This window comes from Georgenia alba, assembly GCF_042665525.1.
Classification (GTDB): Bacteria; Actinomycetota; Actinomycetes; order Actinomycetales; family Actinomycetaceae; genus Allobogoriella; species Allobogoriella alba.
In genome coordinates this window covers 1130294-1145140 of sequence record NZ_JBHTCQ010000001.1, presented here as the reverse complement: position 1 = coordinate 1145140, position 14847 = coordinate 1130294, and the positions used below count along the sequence as shown (strand labels likewise).

Below are 14847 nucleotides of genomic sequence, written 5' to 3'. Positions count from 1 at the left end.
GGGCACCGGTGCAGCACGTCATCGTCACCAACCCGCCACGGGCGGCGCTCGCGGAGGTCGACGAGCTCGCCGGCTTCGGCGTCGCCACCGTCCACGAGGCCATGGGACGGACCGGGCTGCTCGGTCCGCACCTACGGCCGATCCAGTCGGGCACCCGCATCGCCGGAACCGCGGTGACGGTGCTGTCGTGGCCGGGTGACAACCTCATGATCCACGCGGCCGTGGAGCAGTGCCGGCCCGGTGACGTGCTGGTGGTCACCACGACCTCGGAGTCGCTCGACGGCGCGTTCGGCGAGCTGTTCGCCACCGCGCTGGCCCACCGCGGGGTCCGTGGGCTCGTGACCACCACGGGCGTGCGGGACACCGCCGAGCTGCGCGAGATGGGCTTCCCCGCCTGGTCTGCCGCGGTGCACGCCCAGGGCACCGTGAAGGCGACCGCGGGGTCGGTGAACGTGCCGGTGACGATCGGCCGGACCCTCGTGCGCCCGGGTGACGTGATCCTCGCCGACGACGACGGCGTGCTGTGCGTCCCGCGCGGCGAGGCCGGCTCGGCGATCGAGGCGTCCCGGGCCCGGGAGGCCAAGGAGGCCGCCACCCGGGCCGCGTTCCTCGAGGGCGAGCTGGGGCTGGACCGGTACGGCCTGCGGCAGGTGCTCGCCGACCTCGGTGTCACCTACGTCGACGGCTCGCACGACGGCTCGCACGACCTCGGTGCCGGCTCTGACGGGAGCGACGCGCCCGGTGCCTGACCCCGAGCTCGACGGCGTCCGCTGCCTCCTCATGCGGGGCGGCACCTCCAAGGGTGCCTACTTCCTCGCCGAGGACCTGCCCGCCGACACCGCCGCCCGCGACGACCTGCTGCTGCGCGTCATGGGCAGCCCGGACCCGCGGCAGATCGACGGCATCGGCGGCGCGCACCCGCTGACCTCGAAGGTGGCCGTGGTGGCTCCGTCCCAGGACGAGCGCGCCGACGTCGACTACCTGTTCCTGCAGGTCATGGTCGACCGCGCCGAGGTCACCGACCGGCAGAACTGCGGCAACATCCTCGCCGGGATCGGCCCGTTCGCCGTCGAGCGTGGGCTGCACGCGGCCGGCCAGGAGTCGACGTCGGTCCGGATCCGGATGGTCAACTCCGACAGCTACGCGACGGCCACGTTCGCGACCCCCGGAAGGCGGGTCGACTACGCCGGGGACCTCGCCATCGACGGGGTCCCCGGAACCGCGGCACCGGTCTCGCTCGAGTTCGCCGACACCGCCGGGTCGGCCACCGGTGCGCTGCTGCCGACCGGCCGCGCGGTCGACGTCCTCGCCGACGGCACCCGGGTCACCTGCGTGGACAACGGGATGCCGTCCGTGCTGCTGAACGCCGCCGACCTCGACGTGCACGGCACCGAGGAACCCGCCGACCTCGAGGCCGACGAGTCCCTCGGCGCCCGGGTCGCCGAGATCCGTGCCGAGGCGGCAGGGCTCATGGGCATGGGCGACGTCTCCCGCACCACCGTCCCCAAGGTCGTCCTGCTCTCCCCGCCCCGCCACGGCGGCGTGATCGGGACGCGGAGCTTCCTGCCCGTCACGGTGCACACCTCGATCGGCGTGCTCGGCGCCCTCACGGTCGCCGCCGCCGTCCGGGTGCCCGGCTCGGTCGCGCACGAGCTGGCCGACCTCGACGACGCCCGCGCGCCGGGCGCACACATGCCCGTCGAGCACCCGACCGGGCACCTCGACGTCACCGCCGACCTCACCGAGGTCGGCGGTCGGCTGACCACCGCGTCCTCGAGCGTGCTGCGCACCGCTCGGAAGCTGTTCGACGGCGTGGTTTTCCCCCGCCCCTGACCCCGTCCCGCCCGCAGAGAGGACTGCCGCCATGACCCACTACACGTCGTTCGACGTCGCACACCTGGCGAACGTGGAGATCTTCACGCCGGTGTTCGACAAGAGCCTGTGGTTCTTCCGCGACCTGCTCGCCATGCGGGTGGTCGCCGAGGAGGGCGACTCCGTGTACCTGCGCACCTGGGACGAGTACGAGCTGTACACGATCAAGCTCACCGCCCGCGACGCCGCCGGGGTGGGGCGGACGTCCTTCCGGGCCGCCAGCCAGGAGGCGCTCGAGCGCCGCGTGGCCGCCATCGAGGAGATGGGTCTGGGTGTGGGCTGGACCGACGGGGAGGTCGGCACCGGCCCGACCTACCTCTTCCGCGACCCCGACGAGCACGACATGGCGATCTACTACGAGACCGAGCGCTACATCGCCACCGACGACAAGCCGGCGCTGAAGAACCAGGCGTCCGCGTTCCCCGGCCGTGGGGTCAACGCCCGCCGGCTGGACCACATCAACTACCTCGCGAAGGACGTCGAGGCCAACGGTGAGTTCCTCGCGAAGGCGCTCGGGATGCGTGAGTCCGAGCGCATCCGCCTGGACAGCGGGAAGTTCGCGGCCTGGTGGTTCCACTTCGGACTGAAGTCCTACGACGTCGTGTACTCCGACGACTGGACGAAGCACGGCAACCGCCTGCACCACGTCGCGTTCGCTCCCGACACCCGCGAGGACGTGCTCAAGGCGGCCGACATCTTCCTGGAGAACGGCATCCACATCGAGTCCGGGCCGCACAAGCACGCCATCAACCAGACGTTCTTCCTCTACGTCTGGGAGCCCGGCGGCAACCGCATCGAGTTCGCCCAGGCCGGCGCGCGGCTGCTGCTGGACCCCGACCAGCCGGTGGTCGAGTGGTCCGAGGAGGAGCGGAAGAAGGGGCAGGCGTGGGGGATGAAGACCATCGAGACGTTCCACACGCACGGCACGCCGATCGTGTCGTGACGCCTGACTGGTCGCCTTACGGGCGGGTCGCCTTACGCGGGCGGGTCGCCTTACGGGCGGACGGCGGCGGGGCGCCGCCCGCCCTGGGGCACCCGCCAGACCCAACCAGCCCCGCGACACTCCCGCCGGTCCGGCTGGCTGGCCGTCAGGCGCGGAGGGCCTCGATGACGCTCTCCAGGTGCGCGCGGGTCGCCTCGGCGGCGGCGTCGGGGTCGCGCGCGACGATCGCGTCGATGATGGCGGCGTGCTCGGGAGCCGAGCGCGCGGCACGGGCGGGCTGGAAGGAGAGCCGGAACTGGTGCCGGATGCTCTGCGCGTGGAGCCGGGAGAGCACGTCGGACGCCACCTGGTGGCGGCTGACCTCGCGGATCCGCTTGTCGAGGTGCCGGTTCAGCTCGGAGTACCGCATGAGATCGCCGGCGGAGACCGACGCCAGGAGGTCTTCGCGGAGCTGCCGGAACTCCTCGATCTCGGCCGCCTCGATGCGCTCGGCCGCCTTGGCCGCACACAGGCTCTCGACGCCGATCCGGACCTCGAGGATCTCGATGGCGTCCTCGACGGTGATCGCCCGGACCCGGGACCCGCGGTGCGGCATGCGGTCCACGAGTCCCTCGCCGGCGAGCTCGAGCAGCGCGGTGCGCACCGCGGCGCGGCTGGCGCCGTACGTCGTCGACAGGTCGGTCTCGATGAGGCGCTGGTGGGGCGCGAACTCACCGCTGATGATCGCTTCCCGGATCGCCTGCGCGAGGTGCCCGGTGCCGGACGTGACGCCGTCACCCGCCTCGTCCGTCGCTCCCGCGGCCATCTGCTCCCCCACTCTCGCCGTCGCCGTCGTCCGGCATCGTGGCGACCATACAACCCCGACAATTTTGTTGACAATCATGCGCGCGGGCGAAGGAGAGTGAACGATGCACGTCGCCGTCCTGGGGCTCGGTGAGGCCGGGCAGATCTACGCCCACGGCCTCGTGGCGCGCGGCGTCGTCGTGACGGCGTACGACCCCGATCCGGCGGCCGCGGAGGCCGCGGCCGCCCGGACACCCGACCTTCGCCTCGCCGAGGGCGACGCCGAGGCCGCCCGCGGCGCCGACGTCGTCCTCTCGCTCGTCACCGCGCACTGCGCCCGGGAGGCGCTCGAGGCCGCACTTCCGGCACTGGCCGGACGCGAGACCGGACGCGACGGCGTCGCGGCGGTGTACGCCGACCTCAACACCGCCTCCCCGGACCTCAAGGCCGAGCTCGCCAGCTCCGCCGCGGACGCCGGTGTCCTGTTCGCCGACGTCGCCGTGCTCGCGCCCACCGCGCGCGCCGGACTGCTGACGCCGCTGCTGCTGTCCGGGACCGGCGCGAAGCCCCTGGCCCACCTGCTGACGCCGCTGGGCGTGCCCGTCTCCCAGGCCGGGCCGGAGGCCGGCGCCTCCGCGCGGCTGAAGCTGCTGCGGAGCGTGTTCATGAAGGGACTCGCCGGGCTCGTCCTCGAGGGCCTCACCGCGGCCGGCCGAGCAGGCCCGGAGGCCGTCGCGTGGCTGCACGACCAGATGGCGCGCGAGCTCACGGCCGACGACGGCGCCGCTTTCGTCGACCACCTGGCGGCGAGCACGCGGGCGCACGCCGCCCGCCGCGCGCACGAGATGGACGACGCCGCGGCCTACCTCGGCACGCTGGGCGTCCCGGCCTGGATGACCGACGGCACCCGCGCCTGGCTCCACGCCGTCGCCGACGGCGAGGTCGACTGTCCGCGGCCGTGAGAGCCTGCGGACCACCGCAGACCCGCGGGCTCGCGAGTCGTCAACGGCACGCGCGCACCGCTGACGACCCGCGACCTGGATCAGAGCTGCAGGTGCCCGATGGAGCGGGTGTCCTGGAAGTCCCGGACGCCCTCGATGCCCTGCTCACGCCCCACGCCGCTGCTCTTCATGCCGCCGAACGGCGCCCGCAGGTCCAGCCGCGTGGCGCCGTGGTCGTTGACGAAGACGAAGCCGCAGACCAGCTGGGAGCCGACGCGGTTCGCACGCTCCTTGTCCGCCGTCCAGACCGAGCCGCACAGCCCGCCCCAGGTGTCGTTCGCCGCGGCGACGGCCTCCTCCTCCGTCTCGAACGGGAGGATCGGGACGGTCGGGCCGAACTGCTCCTCGGTGACCACTCGCAGGTCAGGCTTCGGATCGAGCACCAGCGAGGGCCGGACGAAGTTGCCGTCCGGGTACCCGGCGGGCAGCTCGCCGAACTCGCGCACCTCGGCGCCCGACTCCTTGGCCTCGGCCACCAGCGACTCGACGAACTCCTTCTGCTTCGGCGAGTGCAGCGGGCCCATGGTGGTGCCCTCCTCGAGGGCGTGACCGAGCACCGTCCGGCCCAGCCGAGCCTCCAGGCCCGCGACGACCTCCTCGTACCGGGACCGGTGGACGTAGATCCGCTTGGCGTTCATGCAGATCTGGCCGGTGGTGTCGTACACCGCCGCGAAGAGCCTGTCGAACGCGTCGTCGTCGAGGACCGCGTCGTCGAGGACGATCGCGGGGTCGTTGCCGCCGAGCTCGAGCGTCACCCGGGTCAGCGAGGGCGCCGCGAGCTCCATGATCTTCGCGCCACCGCCGACGCTTCCGGTGAAGCACACCTTCGCCACGTCCGGGCTCTGGATGAGCGGTGCCATGTCGGCGTCGCGCCCGGTGATGACGTTGAGGACGCCGGGCGGCAGCTTCTCGGCTACCCGCTGGACCACCCGCGTGGTCCCCAGCGGGCAGGTCGGCGGCGGCTTGACGATGACGGTGTTCCCGGCCATGAGGGCGTGCGGCAGGGACGCGCCGAGAATGGCGACCGGCCAGTTGAACGGCACGATGATGGTGACCACGCCGAGCGGCTGGTAGCCGACCGTGGTGGTCACCGGCGGCCCGGGCAGCTCGACGGTGGCCTCGACCTCGTCCGCGAGCGCCGCGGCCAGCTCGGTGCGGATGCTGAAGACCAGCAGGTCGACGCTCGCCTCCGGCAGGATCTTGCCGTTCTCCTGCGCGAGCACCCGGGCGTCCGCGTCCCGGTGCTCCTCGAGCCCGGAGATCGCCTCGAGGATCGCGGCGGCCCGGTCCTGCGGGGAGCGTGCGGACCACTCCGGGAAGGCCGCCTTGGCGGCGGCGACCGCCTCCTCCGCGTCCGCCGTCGTCGCGGCCGCGGCCCGGCCGACGACGACGCTCGGGTCCGCCGGGTCGCGGATCTCGAGGTGGTCGCTCGTCTCGCGGGCGGTGCCTCCGATGTAGATGCCGGTGGTGACCGGCCCTGACTCCTGCGCCGTCGCCGGCGCCTCCTGCAGGGTCATGCTGCTCTCCCTTCGTCGACGAGAGCTCCGGGGTCTCCCAGAACCGGTTTCCCCCGCTGCTCAGTATCCCTCGGACTCGACGTACTTCTCTCCGTTGAACTCGGTCACCACGACCTCGTTGATCGGGGGCACGCCGGGCTCGGTGGTGTTGATGGTGACGCCGTCCAGGAGCATCGGGGCGTCGAGCCCCTCGATGCTGCGGACGGCCTCCATGAAGCTGTCGCGGGTCGGCTCCTCCATCATGGTGAACGCCTCCTCGAGGGCGGCGCCGGCCGCGTAGCTCCACGCGCAGTGCGGCACGAAGGTCGTGGTGATGTCCGAGGAGTACTCCGCCATGTCCTCCTGGAACTGGACCACGTCCTCGTCCTCGGCGTAGACGGGGTCGTTGGGGTCCTTCGAGGACGCGGTCGTGAACACGCCCGGGAAGGCGCCGCCGTTGCCCGGCTCCAGGACGTCGGTGACGCTCGAGGTGTTCGAGGGCAGGAAGACCCGCGGCGTCCAGCCGAGCTGCTGCGCCTGGAGCAGCGACTGGACCGCGAGGTTGTGCTGGGAGTTGGCGTTGAAGAACACGTCCGCGCCGCTGTCCGCGAGGTCGGTGATCTGGGCGTCCACGGCGGTGTCGGCGGGCTCGTAGGTGGCGCGGGCGACGATCTCGACGTCGCTGCCCTCGATCGCGGACTCCAGGCCCTCGACGTAGTCGTTGCCGAAGTCGTCGTTCTGGGCGAGCACCGCGACGGTGATCGGCTCGCCCGCGTCCACCAGCAGCTGCCCGAACGCCTCGCCCTCGGAGACGTAGGTGGGCACGAACCCGAGGGTGTACGGGTTCGCCTCCGGGTCCGCGGAGAACTGGCTCGCGCCCGTGGTGAGGAAGACCTGCGGAACCTGCTGCTCGTTGGCGAGCGGCATGACCGCGAGGTTGGTGGGGGTGCCGAGGCTCTGGATGTTGCCGAAGACGCCGTCGTTGATCATCTGGCGGAAGTTGCTGACGGCGCGGGCGGGGTCGTAGGCGTCGTCGTAGGAGCGGATCTCCACGGTGCGGGTCCGGCCGTCGCCGAACTCGATGCCGCCCTCGGCGTTGCGGCGCCCCATGTAGGCGGTCACGCCTGCGACGGTGCAGGTGCCGGGCCCGGCCGTGGGCCCGGACATCGGCGTCGTGATGCCGAAGGTGATCTGGTCCTCCGTGATTCCCGGCGAGCTCTCCACCGCACCGCCGTCCTCGCCGCCTCCACCTCCCCCACCTCCGCCGCCGGAGTCGCGTCCGCACGCGGACAGGGCGAGCACGGCCGCGCCGGTGAGCGCCAGGACCTGGACTGCGGTCTTCCTCATGGTTCGTACCTCTCTGTCGTAACCGAAGGATCGTCAGCCGTCTGCTGCGGCCCGGGACGAGCTGCCGCCCCGCCGGAGCCGGCGCACGGTGCGCGGCAGCGTCGCGAGGCCGCCCGGCAGGACGAAGAGGATGACGAGAAGGATGATGCCGGAGATCATCGCCGCGCGGTTCGGGTTGACCTGGGCTGCGACGAACGGGACGAACACGTAGTACAGGCCCCCGAGCAGCGACCCGACGATGGTGGCGCTGCCGCCGATGACCATGGCCGCCAGGATGTTGATCGCGGTGTGGAAGCTGAGCGTCTCCGGGGAGACGTACTGGACGCCGGCGAGGTAGAGGAAGCCGGCGCACCCGCCGAAGAGCGCCGAGACCGTGAACGCGAGGACCTTGTACCGGTAGGGCGAGACGCCCATGGCCATCGCGACGGACTCGTTGTCCCGCACGATCGCGAACGCCCGGCCGATGCGCCCGCGCAGCAGGTTGCTGGCGAGCAGGAAGAAGGCCGCGGCCACCAGCACGACGACGTAGTAGCGCCACTGGTCGTTGTCGAGCCCGGACCACGAGGGCGCCTCGAGGAAGGCGACGGTCATGCCACCGGAGCCGCCGGTGATCTCGTCGAACCGCCGGGCGAGCGGGATCCCGACGATGGGCAGCGTGATGGTGACCATCGCGATGGCCAGGCCGCGCAGCCGGGCCGCGGCGAGCGCGACGAGCCACCCGATCACGGCCGGCAGCGCGCAGGCGGCCACGAACGTCAGCACGAGGTTCCAGCCGTGAGTGACGCCGTAGGCGGTGACGTACGCCCCGAGCCCGAGGAACGCGGACTGGCCGAGGGAGACCTGGCCGGTGTACCCCATGACGATGTTGAGGCCGAGCACCGCGACGGCGAAGACCGCCACCATCGTCATCTGGTAGACGGCGTAGGGCGTCATGTTGAGCGGCGCGCCGAGCACGAGGGCCACGAGCACCAGGGCCAGGCCCACCCGCACCCAGCGGTTCGCCAGCACGGAGGTGAGTCTGCCGCCGGTGCCTGCCGGAGCGGCCGTGGCGGCGCCGGGACGTGGAGATCCGCTCATACCCTCACCACCTCGCGGTGCCCGAACAGGCCCTGCGGCCGCACGACGAGGATCAGGAACATGAGGGCCATCGGCACGGCGATCTTGAGGTCGTCGCCGATGAACGAGATGTAGCCGCCGGCGAGGTTCTCCGCCACGCCGATGAACCACGCCGCGACGACGGCGCCGACCGGTGAGTCGAGGCCCCCCAGGATGGCGGCCGCCAGGGCGTAGACGAGTGCGAAGTCCAGCATCGAGGGCGTGAGGAACAGCTTGGGCGCCACGAGCGCCCCGCCGATCGCGCCGAGCGCGGCGGCCAGGCCCCAGCCGATCATGAGGAGCCGGCCGACGGGCAGCCCGGACAGTGCCGAGGAGGTCTGGTTGCCGGAGACCGCACGCAGCGCCAGGCCGAGCTTCGTCTTGAGGAACAGCAGCTGCAGGAGACCCATGACGGCGACGACCGTCACGATCGTCCCGATGTTCCGCAACCCGACGGCCGCGCCCGCCACCGGCACCGAGTCCAGCGGGAACAGCGAGGGGAACTCCCGGTGGTTGTAGCTCCAGAGCCAGCCGGAGATGCCGGCGAGCAGGACGAACAGGCCCACCGTCACCACGACGGCGACGTCGTGCGAGCCACCTTCGAATCGGCGGATGACGACCCGCTCGATGAACGCGCCGAAGAAGAAGGAGACCACGACGGCGAGCAGGATGGCGACCGCGACGGGCAGACCGGTCTGGACGAAGGAGAACGCGATGTAGGTGGAGAAGACCGCCATCGAGCCCTGGGCGAAGTTGATGAGCCCGGTGGCCCGGTTGACCAGGACGATCGCCAGGGCGAGGGCCGCGTAGATGGAGCCGGTCGCGAGACCGTCGACGACGAGCTGGACGAAGCGGGCCATCTCAGCTCCCCAGGTACGCGCGTCGGATCTCGTCCTTGCCCATCAGCTCCTCCTTCGGGCCGGACAGCACGCTGCGTCCGGTCTCGAGCACGGTGGCGGACTCGACGAGGGTGAAGGCGAGGGCCGCGTTCTGCTCGACGACGAGCATCGACAGGGACGATTCGCGCCGCAGGCGCCCGATCGCCCCGTAGACGTTGGCGGCCGTGCTGGGAGCGAGGCCGAGCGACGCCTCGTCCAGCAGGAGCAGTCGGGGGCGGGCCATGATCCCGCGGGCCACGGCGAGCATCTGCTGCTCACCGCCGGAGAGCGAGGCGGCGCTGGCGGAGATGCGGTCCGCGAGGTTCGGGAAGAGGTCGAGGCAGCGCTCGACGTCCTGCGCGATCTCCGCCCGGTTCTTGCGTTGGTAGGCGCCGACGAGGAGGTTCTCCTTGACGGTGAGGTGCCCGAGCGTGCCGCGCCCCTCGGGCACGTGGGCGATGCCGAGCCGGGCGACCTGATCGGGCCGGAGCCCCACGAGGCTCATCCCGTCGAAGGTGATGGACCCGCCGGTGCGCACCATCCCGCTGATGGCCCTGAGCGTCGTCGTCTTCCCGGCGCCGTTGGCGCCGAGGATCCCGACGGCGCCCCCGTCCTCGACGGCGAGCGAGACGCCGTAGAGGACCTGGACGTGCCCGTAGGAGGCGGTCACGTCGTCCAGCTCCAGCAGGGCGCTCATGCTGTGCTCCATCTGCATGAGCGCTGCGGTGCCTCGCTCCGGTACACCTCGTCCCTCGGCGTCCCTCCGCGGGGGCTCCTCGCGCTCATGCTGTGCTCCATCTGCATGAGCGCTGCGGTGCCTCGCTCCGGTACACCTCGTCCCTCGGCGTCCCTCCGCGGGGGCTCCTCGCGCTCATGCTGACACCCCGAGGTATGCCTCCACGACGCGCGGATCCTTGCGTGCCTCCTCGGCCGTGCCCTCCATGAGCTTGCGGCCGTGGTCGAGGACCACGACCTTGTCCGTCAGAGCCGCGATGACGCCCATGTGGTGCTCGACCACGACGATCGTGACATCGTGATCCTGACGCAGGTCACGGATGGAGGCGATGAACTGCTCGACCTCGCCGTGCGAGAGACCGGCCGCCGGCTCGTCCAGCAACAGCAGGCTGGGGCGGGAGAGCATGGCCCGGCACAGCTCGACGCCCTTGTGCAGGCCGTGGGAGAGCTCGTCCGCGCGCAGCGAGACGGCCCAGCCGAGACCGAACCGCTCCAGCAGCTCACGGGCGTCCGTGCGCACCTCCCGCTCCGCGCGTGCCGTGGCCGGCAGCCGCAACGACCAGGACACCGGTCCGCCGGGCAGCCGGGAGTGCGCGCCCAGCAGGACGTTCTCCAGCACCGTGGCGTTCAGCTGCAGGGCGGGGTGCTGGAACGTCCGTGCCAGCCCGACCCCGGCGAGGCGTGAGGGATGCAGCCGCAGCGCGTCCACGTCGTCGAGCCGGACGGAGCCGGCGGTGGGCCGGTAGTGGCCGCTGATGCAGTTGAACAATGAGGTCTTCCCGGCCCCGTTCGGGCCCACGAGGCCGAGCACCGTGCCGGGCTCGGCCTCGAGACTGACGTCCTGCAGGACGTGGATGCCGCCGAAGCTCAGACTGACATCGCGCAGCGTCAACCTAGTGGCCATGGCTGACCGACGTGCCTCGTGCGTCCACCTGTGCGTCCACCTGCGTCATTGCTTCTCCTGGCAGCCGTGCCCGCGTCATCGCCGGAACCGTGCCGCGAGAGTATGGCCGCCGCGACAAGCCGTCAACAATCGTGTCAACACTGTGACCTGACCTGTCCTTGACCAGATGTCGGTCCAACTGTCGGAAGAATTGTTGACGAAACTGTCGGGCATTGCGACCATGGCGGCTCGCGCCTCGACGAGGAAGAGGGACCAGCCGTGACCGCAGCGCCGACCACGACCGACCGGAACGGCGAGAGCCTGGCGGACCGAGGTCGCCTCATGGTGCAGGGTGAGGACCGCCCGGGCATCGTCTCCGCGGTCTCGGGCCTGCTCAGCGAGCACGGAGCCAACATCGTCTCGCTCGACCAGCACTCGACCGACCCGGCGGGCGGGCGGTTCTTCCAGCGCACCGAGTTCCACCTGCCCGGCTTCGCGGCCCGCCGCGCCGAGCTCGAGGCACGACTCGCCGAGGCGCTCGAGCCGCTACGGATGAGCTGGCGGCTGAGCGAGGCGTCGCGGCGCAAGCGGGTCGCGATCTTCGCCTCGCGGATGGACCACTGCCTGCTGGACCTGCTGTGGCGGGAACGTCGGGGAGAGCTCTCGATGACCACCACGATGGTGGTCGACAACCACCCCGACCTCGCCGACGCGGTCCGCCCGTTCGACGTGCCGTACTTCCATGTGCCGGTCGGCAAGGACAAGGCCGACGCCGAGCGCCGGCAGCTCGAGCTGGTTCGGGGCAACGTCGACTTCGTCGTGCTCGCCCGCTACATGCAGATCCTCTCCGGAGACTTCCTCGAGCAGGTCGGCGTCCCGATCATCAACATCCACCACTCGTTCCTGCCGGCGTTCATGGGCGCGGGGCCCTACCAGCGCGCGAAGGAGCGGGGCGTGAAGCTCATCGGCGCGACGGCGCACTACGTCACCGAGGACCTCGACGAGGGCCCGATCATCGAGCAGGACGTCGCCCGGGTGAGCCATGCCGACACCGTCGCCGACCACGTGCGCACCGGCGCCGACGTCGAGCGCCGGGTGCTCGCCCGCGCCGTGGGCTGGCACTGCGAGGACCGGGTCTTCCGGGACGGGAACTCGACGGTCGTCTTCGGCTGAGGCAACTCAGCGGGTGGTCGCGGACTCCGGCTCGGCCGAGGCACGCTCCGGCGTGCGCAGCCCGAACACGGTGATCAGGCTGACCAGGCTGAGTCCCGCGACCCACAGCGCCAACGGGGTGGCCGACTGGTAGGTGCCCCACAGCGTGCTGAGGACGATCGGGGTGAGCGCACCGCCGACCATGCCACCGAGCTGATAGGCGATGGAGATGCCGCTGTAGCGGACGTCGACGTCGAAGATCTCCGTGAACAGGCCGCCCTGCGCGCCCGCCATGATGCCCTGGACGACGGCCGCCACGGCGAACGCGGTGAAGGCGAGACCGGCGCTCTCGGTGTTGACCATGGGGAAGAGCGGGTAGGGCCACAGCACGGCGGTGACCGCGCCGATCGCGTAGACCTTCTTGGCGCCGAAGCGGTCGGCGGCCACGGCGGCGAGCGCGATCGCGGCCATCCAGACGAACGCCGAGGTGAGGATCAGCCACTGCAGGGTGGTCCGCTCGAAGCCGACCACGCTGGTGCCGTAGTCGAGCATGTACACCATCACGGTGTAGCCGACCGCAGGCGGGGCGATGGCGGCGAGGCTGCCCAGGATGAGGTTCCGCGGCTGCCGTCGGACCAGCTCGGCGAACGGGGCCCGGTGCACCTGCCGCTTCTCCCGGAGCTTCTTGAACTCCGGGGCGTCCTCCAGCCGCGTGCGCACGAAGAAGCCGACGCCGACGAGCAGGATGCTCAGGAGGAACGGGATGCGCCAGCCCCAGGACATGAAGTCCTCCTCCCCCAGGCCACCGACCGCCAGGAAGGCGAGGTTCGAGGTCAGCACGCCGATCGGGACGCCGAACTGGGCGAAGCTGCCATAGATCGCCCGGCGCCGCGGCGATGCGTGCTCGGTCGCGATGAGGACGGCGCCGCCCCACTCCCCGCCGACGCCGAAGCCCTGGAGGAGCCGCAGCAGGAGCAGCACGATCGGCGCCGTAAGACCGATCGCCGCGTACGTGGGCAGCAGGCCGACGAGGAACGTCGAGCCGCCGGTCAGCAGCAGGGTCGCGACGAGCGTGGCCTTGCGGCCGAACCGGTCGCCGAGGTGACCGAACACCGCCGCGCCGAGCGGGCGGGCCACGAACCCGACGGCGAAGGTCGCGTAGGCGGCGAGCTGGGCGGCGAGGGGCGAGGCCTCGGGCGAGTAGTAGATGGACCCGAAGACCAGCGCGGCCGCGGAGCCGAAGATGTAGTAGTCGTACCACTCGATCGAGGTGCCGACGAGGCTGGCGGTGAACAGCCGTGCTCTGGAGATGCGCGGCGCCGGTGCTGACATGGTGCGTACTCCTCTGGACGCTGCTGGGGGCGTGGCGCAGTGCGCCTGGCGAACACATGTCCGGTCCCGTTCGGGCACCCTACGACTCGCAGCGGCCGACGCACGTCGTGTCCACTTTGCGGACGGTGCCGTCCGTCGCTGTCAAGAGTCGGGACCACCCGGAGATCACGACTTGATCAATGACGATGTCAATCATTGACGACGCTAAGTGGCTGCATGCTAGGTTGCGGCCACCTCGCCGATGAGGTCGACGTGGGACCCCTCACCAGGAAGGACCTATCGATGCGCACGAAGACGTGTGTGCTGGCGCTGGCCGTGTCGTTGGCGCTCGCCGCGTGCAGCGGCGGGGGCGGCGAGGAGCCGCCCGGCGGTGAGGGCGGGAACGGCGGCGGTGGCGGTGGCGGCGACGAGCTGACCCCGATCACCGTCGCGACCCTCCCGGTCTCGGCTGCGGTCGGCCTGGAGATCGGCGTCCGCGAGGGCATCTTCGAGGAGCACGGGCTGGATGTGACGATCACCCAGGGCCAGGGCGGCGCCGCCCTGCTGCCGTCCGTGATGGCGGGTGAGTACCAGTTCGCGACCTCCAACCCGCTGAGCCTCATGCAGGCCGAGTCCCAGGGACTCGACGTCGAGGTCGTGTCCGGCTACTCGCACTCCTTCGCCGAGGGTGACGACATCAACGGCACCTACGTCGGCGCGCAGACCGACATCCGAGAGATCACCGATCTCGAGGGGGCGTCCATCGCGGTGAACACCCTGGGGGGCCTGGGCGACCTCACGATCCGCGAGATGGTCCGGCAGGCCGGTGGCGACCCCGACACGATCGACTTCGTCGAGCTGCCGTTCCCGGACATCCCGGCCGCGCTGGCCAACGGCGACGTCGACGGGGCGTGGCTGCCGGAGCCGTTCATCTCCATCGCGGGGGACGACGCCCGGCTCGTGGAGTACCAGAACCAGCTGGTCGCACCGGGGCTGTCGACGATGGTGCTGTTCACCTCCGGCCAGTACGCCGAGGAGAGTCCCGAGGTGGTCGAGGCGTTCACCGCCGCGGCGACCGAGGCGCTGGCGCTCGCGGACGAGAACCCGGACCTGCAGCGGGAGGTGCTTCCGGAGATCCTCGAGATGGACGCCGCGCTCGCCGAGTCCATCCGGCTGGAGGGCCTCAGCGCGGAGATCGACCGGCCCTCGATCGAGGCGGTCAACGAGATGGCCGTGCGCGACGGGATCTACGGCGAGCCGATCGACCTCGACGAGTTCCTGCCGTAGAGCAGCGAGGGCGGGGACAACGGCGTCCCCGTCCCCGCTCTTTCGTCGATGACCGGACAAGGAG

General features: G+C 71.3%; 14 protein-coding genes. 6 read left to right on the top strand and 8 right to left on the bottom strand.

Going from position 1 to position 14847, the window contains the following annotated elements; genetic code table 11:
- Positions 1-8 precede the first annotated feature (8 nt).
- The 3 genes from ACFQQL_RS05405 to ACFQQL_RS05395 are packed head-to-tail and all read left to right on the top strand — an operon-like array spanning position 9 to position 2815.
- A complete protein-coding gene (locus ACFQQL_RS05405; protein WP_382392023.1) occupies positions 9-749 on the top strand; it encodes a 4-carboxy-4-hydroxy-2-oxoadipate aldolase/oxaloacetate decarboxylase in 741 nt (246 codons plus the stop codon).
- A gap of 31 nt (positions 750-780) precedes the next feature.
- Complete coding sequence (locus ACFQQL_RS05400) at positions 781-1833, top strand: 4-oxalomesaconate tautomerase (RefSeq protein ID WP_465254024.1); 1053 nt, start codon at positions 781-783, stop codon at positions 1831-1833.
- Between the two features lie 31 nt (positions 1834-1864).
- Entirely contained in the window at positions 1865-2815 is a 951-nt protein-coding gene (locus ACFQQL_RS05395) for a VOC family protein (RefSeq protein ID WP_382392019.1), read from the top strand.
- A 145-nt stretch (positions 2816-2960) separates the two neighbouring features.
- On the opposite strand, the gene ACFQQL_RS05390 is transcribed toward ACFQQL_RS05395, so the two are convergent.
- On the bottom strand, positions 2961-3620 hold the full coding sequence (locus tag ACFQQL_RS05390; protein ID WP_382392017.1) for a GntR family transcriptional regulator: 660 nt from the start codon (positions 3618-3620) through the stop codon (positions 2961-2963).
- Between the two features lie 103 nt (positions 3621-3723).
- Here ACFQQL_RS05390 and ACFQQL_RS05385 point away from each other — a divergent pair, with 103 nt between their 5' ends.
- On the top strand, positions 3724-4560 hold the full coding sequence (locus ACFQQL_RS05385) for an NAD(P)-dependent oxidoreductase (RefSeq protein ID WP_382392015.1): 837 nt from the start codon (positions 3724-3726) through the stop codon (positions 4558-4560).
- A gap of 80 nt (positions 4561-4640) precedes the next feature.
- Here the strand turns inward: ACFQQL_RS05385 and ACFQQL_RS05380 are convergent, their stop codons facing one another.
- The 6 genes from ACFQQL_RS05380 to ACFQQL_RS05355 form a co-directional block, all read right to left on the bottom strand.
- A complete protein-coding gene (locus ACFQQL_RS05380) occupies positions 4641-6116 on the bottom strand; it encodes an aldehyde dehydrogenase family protein (protein WP_382392013.1) in 1476 nt (491 codons plus the stop codon).
- Between the two features lie 60 nt (positions 6117-6176).
- Positions 6177-7442, bottom strand: a complete 1266-nt coding sequence (locus ACFQQL_RS05375; RefSeq protein WP_382392011.1) for an ABC transporter substrate-binding protein — start codon at positions 7440-7442, stop codon at positions 6177-6179.
- 33 nt (positions 7443-7475) lie between these two features.
- Complete coding sequence (locus ACFQQL_RS05370; protein ID WP_382392009.1) at positions 7476-8519, bottom strand: branched-chain amino acid ABC transporter permease; 1044 nt, start codon at positions 8517-8519, stop codon at positions 7476-7478.
- Positions 8516-9397, bottom strand: coding sequence for a branched-chain amino acid ABC transporter permease (locus tag ACFQQL_RS05365; RefSeq protein ID WP_382392007.1), 882 nt, complete (start codon positions 9395-9397; stop codon positions 8516-8518). Before ACFQQL_RS05365 ends, ACFQQL_RS05370 begins: the two co-directional genes overlap by 4 nt.
- Before the next feature lies 1 nt (position 9398).
- Positions 9399-10112: an ABC transporter ATP-binding protein gene (locus ACFQQL_RS05360; protein WP_382392005.1), complete on the bottom strand. Its 714-nt coding sequence runs from the start codon at positions 10110-10112 to the stop codon at positions 9399-9401.
- 174 nt (positions 10113-10286) lie between these two features.
- On the bottom strand, positions 10287-11054 hold the full coding sequence (locus tag ACFQQL_RS05355; RefSeq protein ID WP_382392003.1) for an ABC transporter ATP-binding protein: 768 nt from the start codon (positions 11052-11054) through the stop codon (positions 10287-10289).
- Positions 11055-11375: 321 nt separating this feature from the next.
- Between ACFQQL_RS05355 and purU the strand changes: the two genes are divergently transcribed.
- Positions 11376-12206: a formyltetrahydrofolate deformylase gene (gene purU / locus ACFQQL_RS05350; RefSeq protein ID WP_465254023.1), complete on the top strand. Its 831-nt coding sequence runs from the start codon at positions 11376-11378 to the stop codon at positions 12204-12206.
- A 6-nt stretch (positions 12207-12212) separates the two neighbouring features.
- On the opposite strand, the gene ACFQQL_RS05345 is transcribed toward purU, so the two are convergent.
- The gene (locus ACFQQL_RS05345) at positions 12213-13517 is read right to left on the bottom strand and encodes an MFS transporter (protein ID WP_382391999.1); all 1305 of its coding nucleotides are present in this window, start codon (positions 13515-13517) and stop codon (positions 12213-12215) included.
- A gap of 282 nt (positions 13518-13799) precedes the next feature.
- On the opposite strand from ACFQQL_RS05345, the gene ACFQQL_RS05340 reads away from it, so the two are divergent.
- Positions 13800-14783, top strand: a complete 984-nt coding sequence (locus tag ACFQQL_RS05340) for an ABC transporter substrate-binding protein (RefSeq protein WP_382391997.1) — start codon at positions 13800-13802, stop codon at positions 14781-14783.
- Positions 14784-14847: the final 64 nt, after the last annotated feature.

Bases quoted from the DNA above. Each gene is read 5' to 3' on its own strand.
- ACFQQL_RS05360 (WP_382392005.1), bottom strand. From the start codon at position 10,112: ATGAGCGCCCTGCTGGAGCTGGACGACGTGACCGCCTCCTACGGGCAC.
- ACFQQL_RS05375 (WP_382392011.1), bottom strand. From the start codon at position 7,442: ATGAGGAAGACCGCAGTCCAGGTCCTGGCGCTCACCGGCGCGGCCGTG.
- ACFQQL_RS05400 (WP_465254024.1), top strand. From the start codon at position 781: ATGCGGGGCGGCACCTCCAAGGGTGCCTACTTCCTCGCCGAGGACCTG.
- ACFQQL_RS05355 (WP_382392003.1), bottom strand. From the start codon at position 11,054: ATGGCCACTAGGTTGACGCTGCGCGATGTCAGTCTGAGCTTCGGCGGC.
- ACFQQL_RS05385 (WP_382392015.1), top strand. From the start codon at position 3,724: ATGCACGTCGCCGTCCTGGGGCTCGGTGAGGCCGGGCAGATCTACGCC.
- ACFQQL_RS05380 (WP_382392013.1), bottom strand. From the start codon at position 6,116: ATGACCCTGCAGGAGGCGCCGGCGACGGCGCAGGAGTCAGGGCCGGTC.
- ACFQQL_RS05395 (WP_382392019.1), top strand. From the start codon at position 1,865: ATGACCCACTACACGTCGTTCGACGTCGCACACCTGGCGAACGTGGAG.
- ACFQQL_RS05370 (WP_382392009.1), bottom strand. From the start codon at position 8,519: ATGAGCGGATCTCCACGTCCCGGCGCCGCCACGGCCGCTCCGGCAGGC.
- ACFQQL_RS05365 (WP_382392007.1), bottom strand. From the start codon at position 9,397: ATGGCCCGCTTCGTCCAGCTCGTCGTCGACGGTCTCGCGACCGGCTCC.
- ACFQQL_RS05340 (WP_382391997.1), top strand. From the start codon at position 13,800: ATGCGCACGAAGACGTGTGTGCTGGCGCTGGCCGTGTCGTTGGCGCTC.
- ACFQQL_RS05345 (WP_382391999.1), bottom strand. From the start codon at position 13,517: ATGTCAGCACCGGCGCCGCGCATCTCCAGAGCACGGCTGTTCACCGCC.
- ACFQQL_RS05390 (WP_382392017.1), bottom strand. From the start codon at position 3,620: ATGGCCGCGGGAGCGACGGACGAGGCGGGTGACGGCGTCACGTCCGGC.
- purU (WP_465254023.1), top strand. From the start codon at position 11,376: ATGGTGCAGGGTGAGGACCGCCCGGGCATCGTCTCCGCGGTCTCGGGC.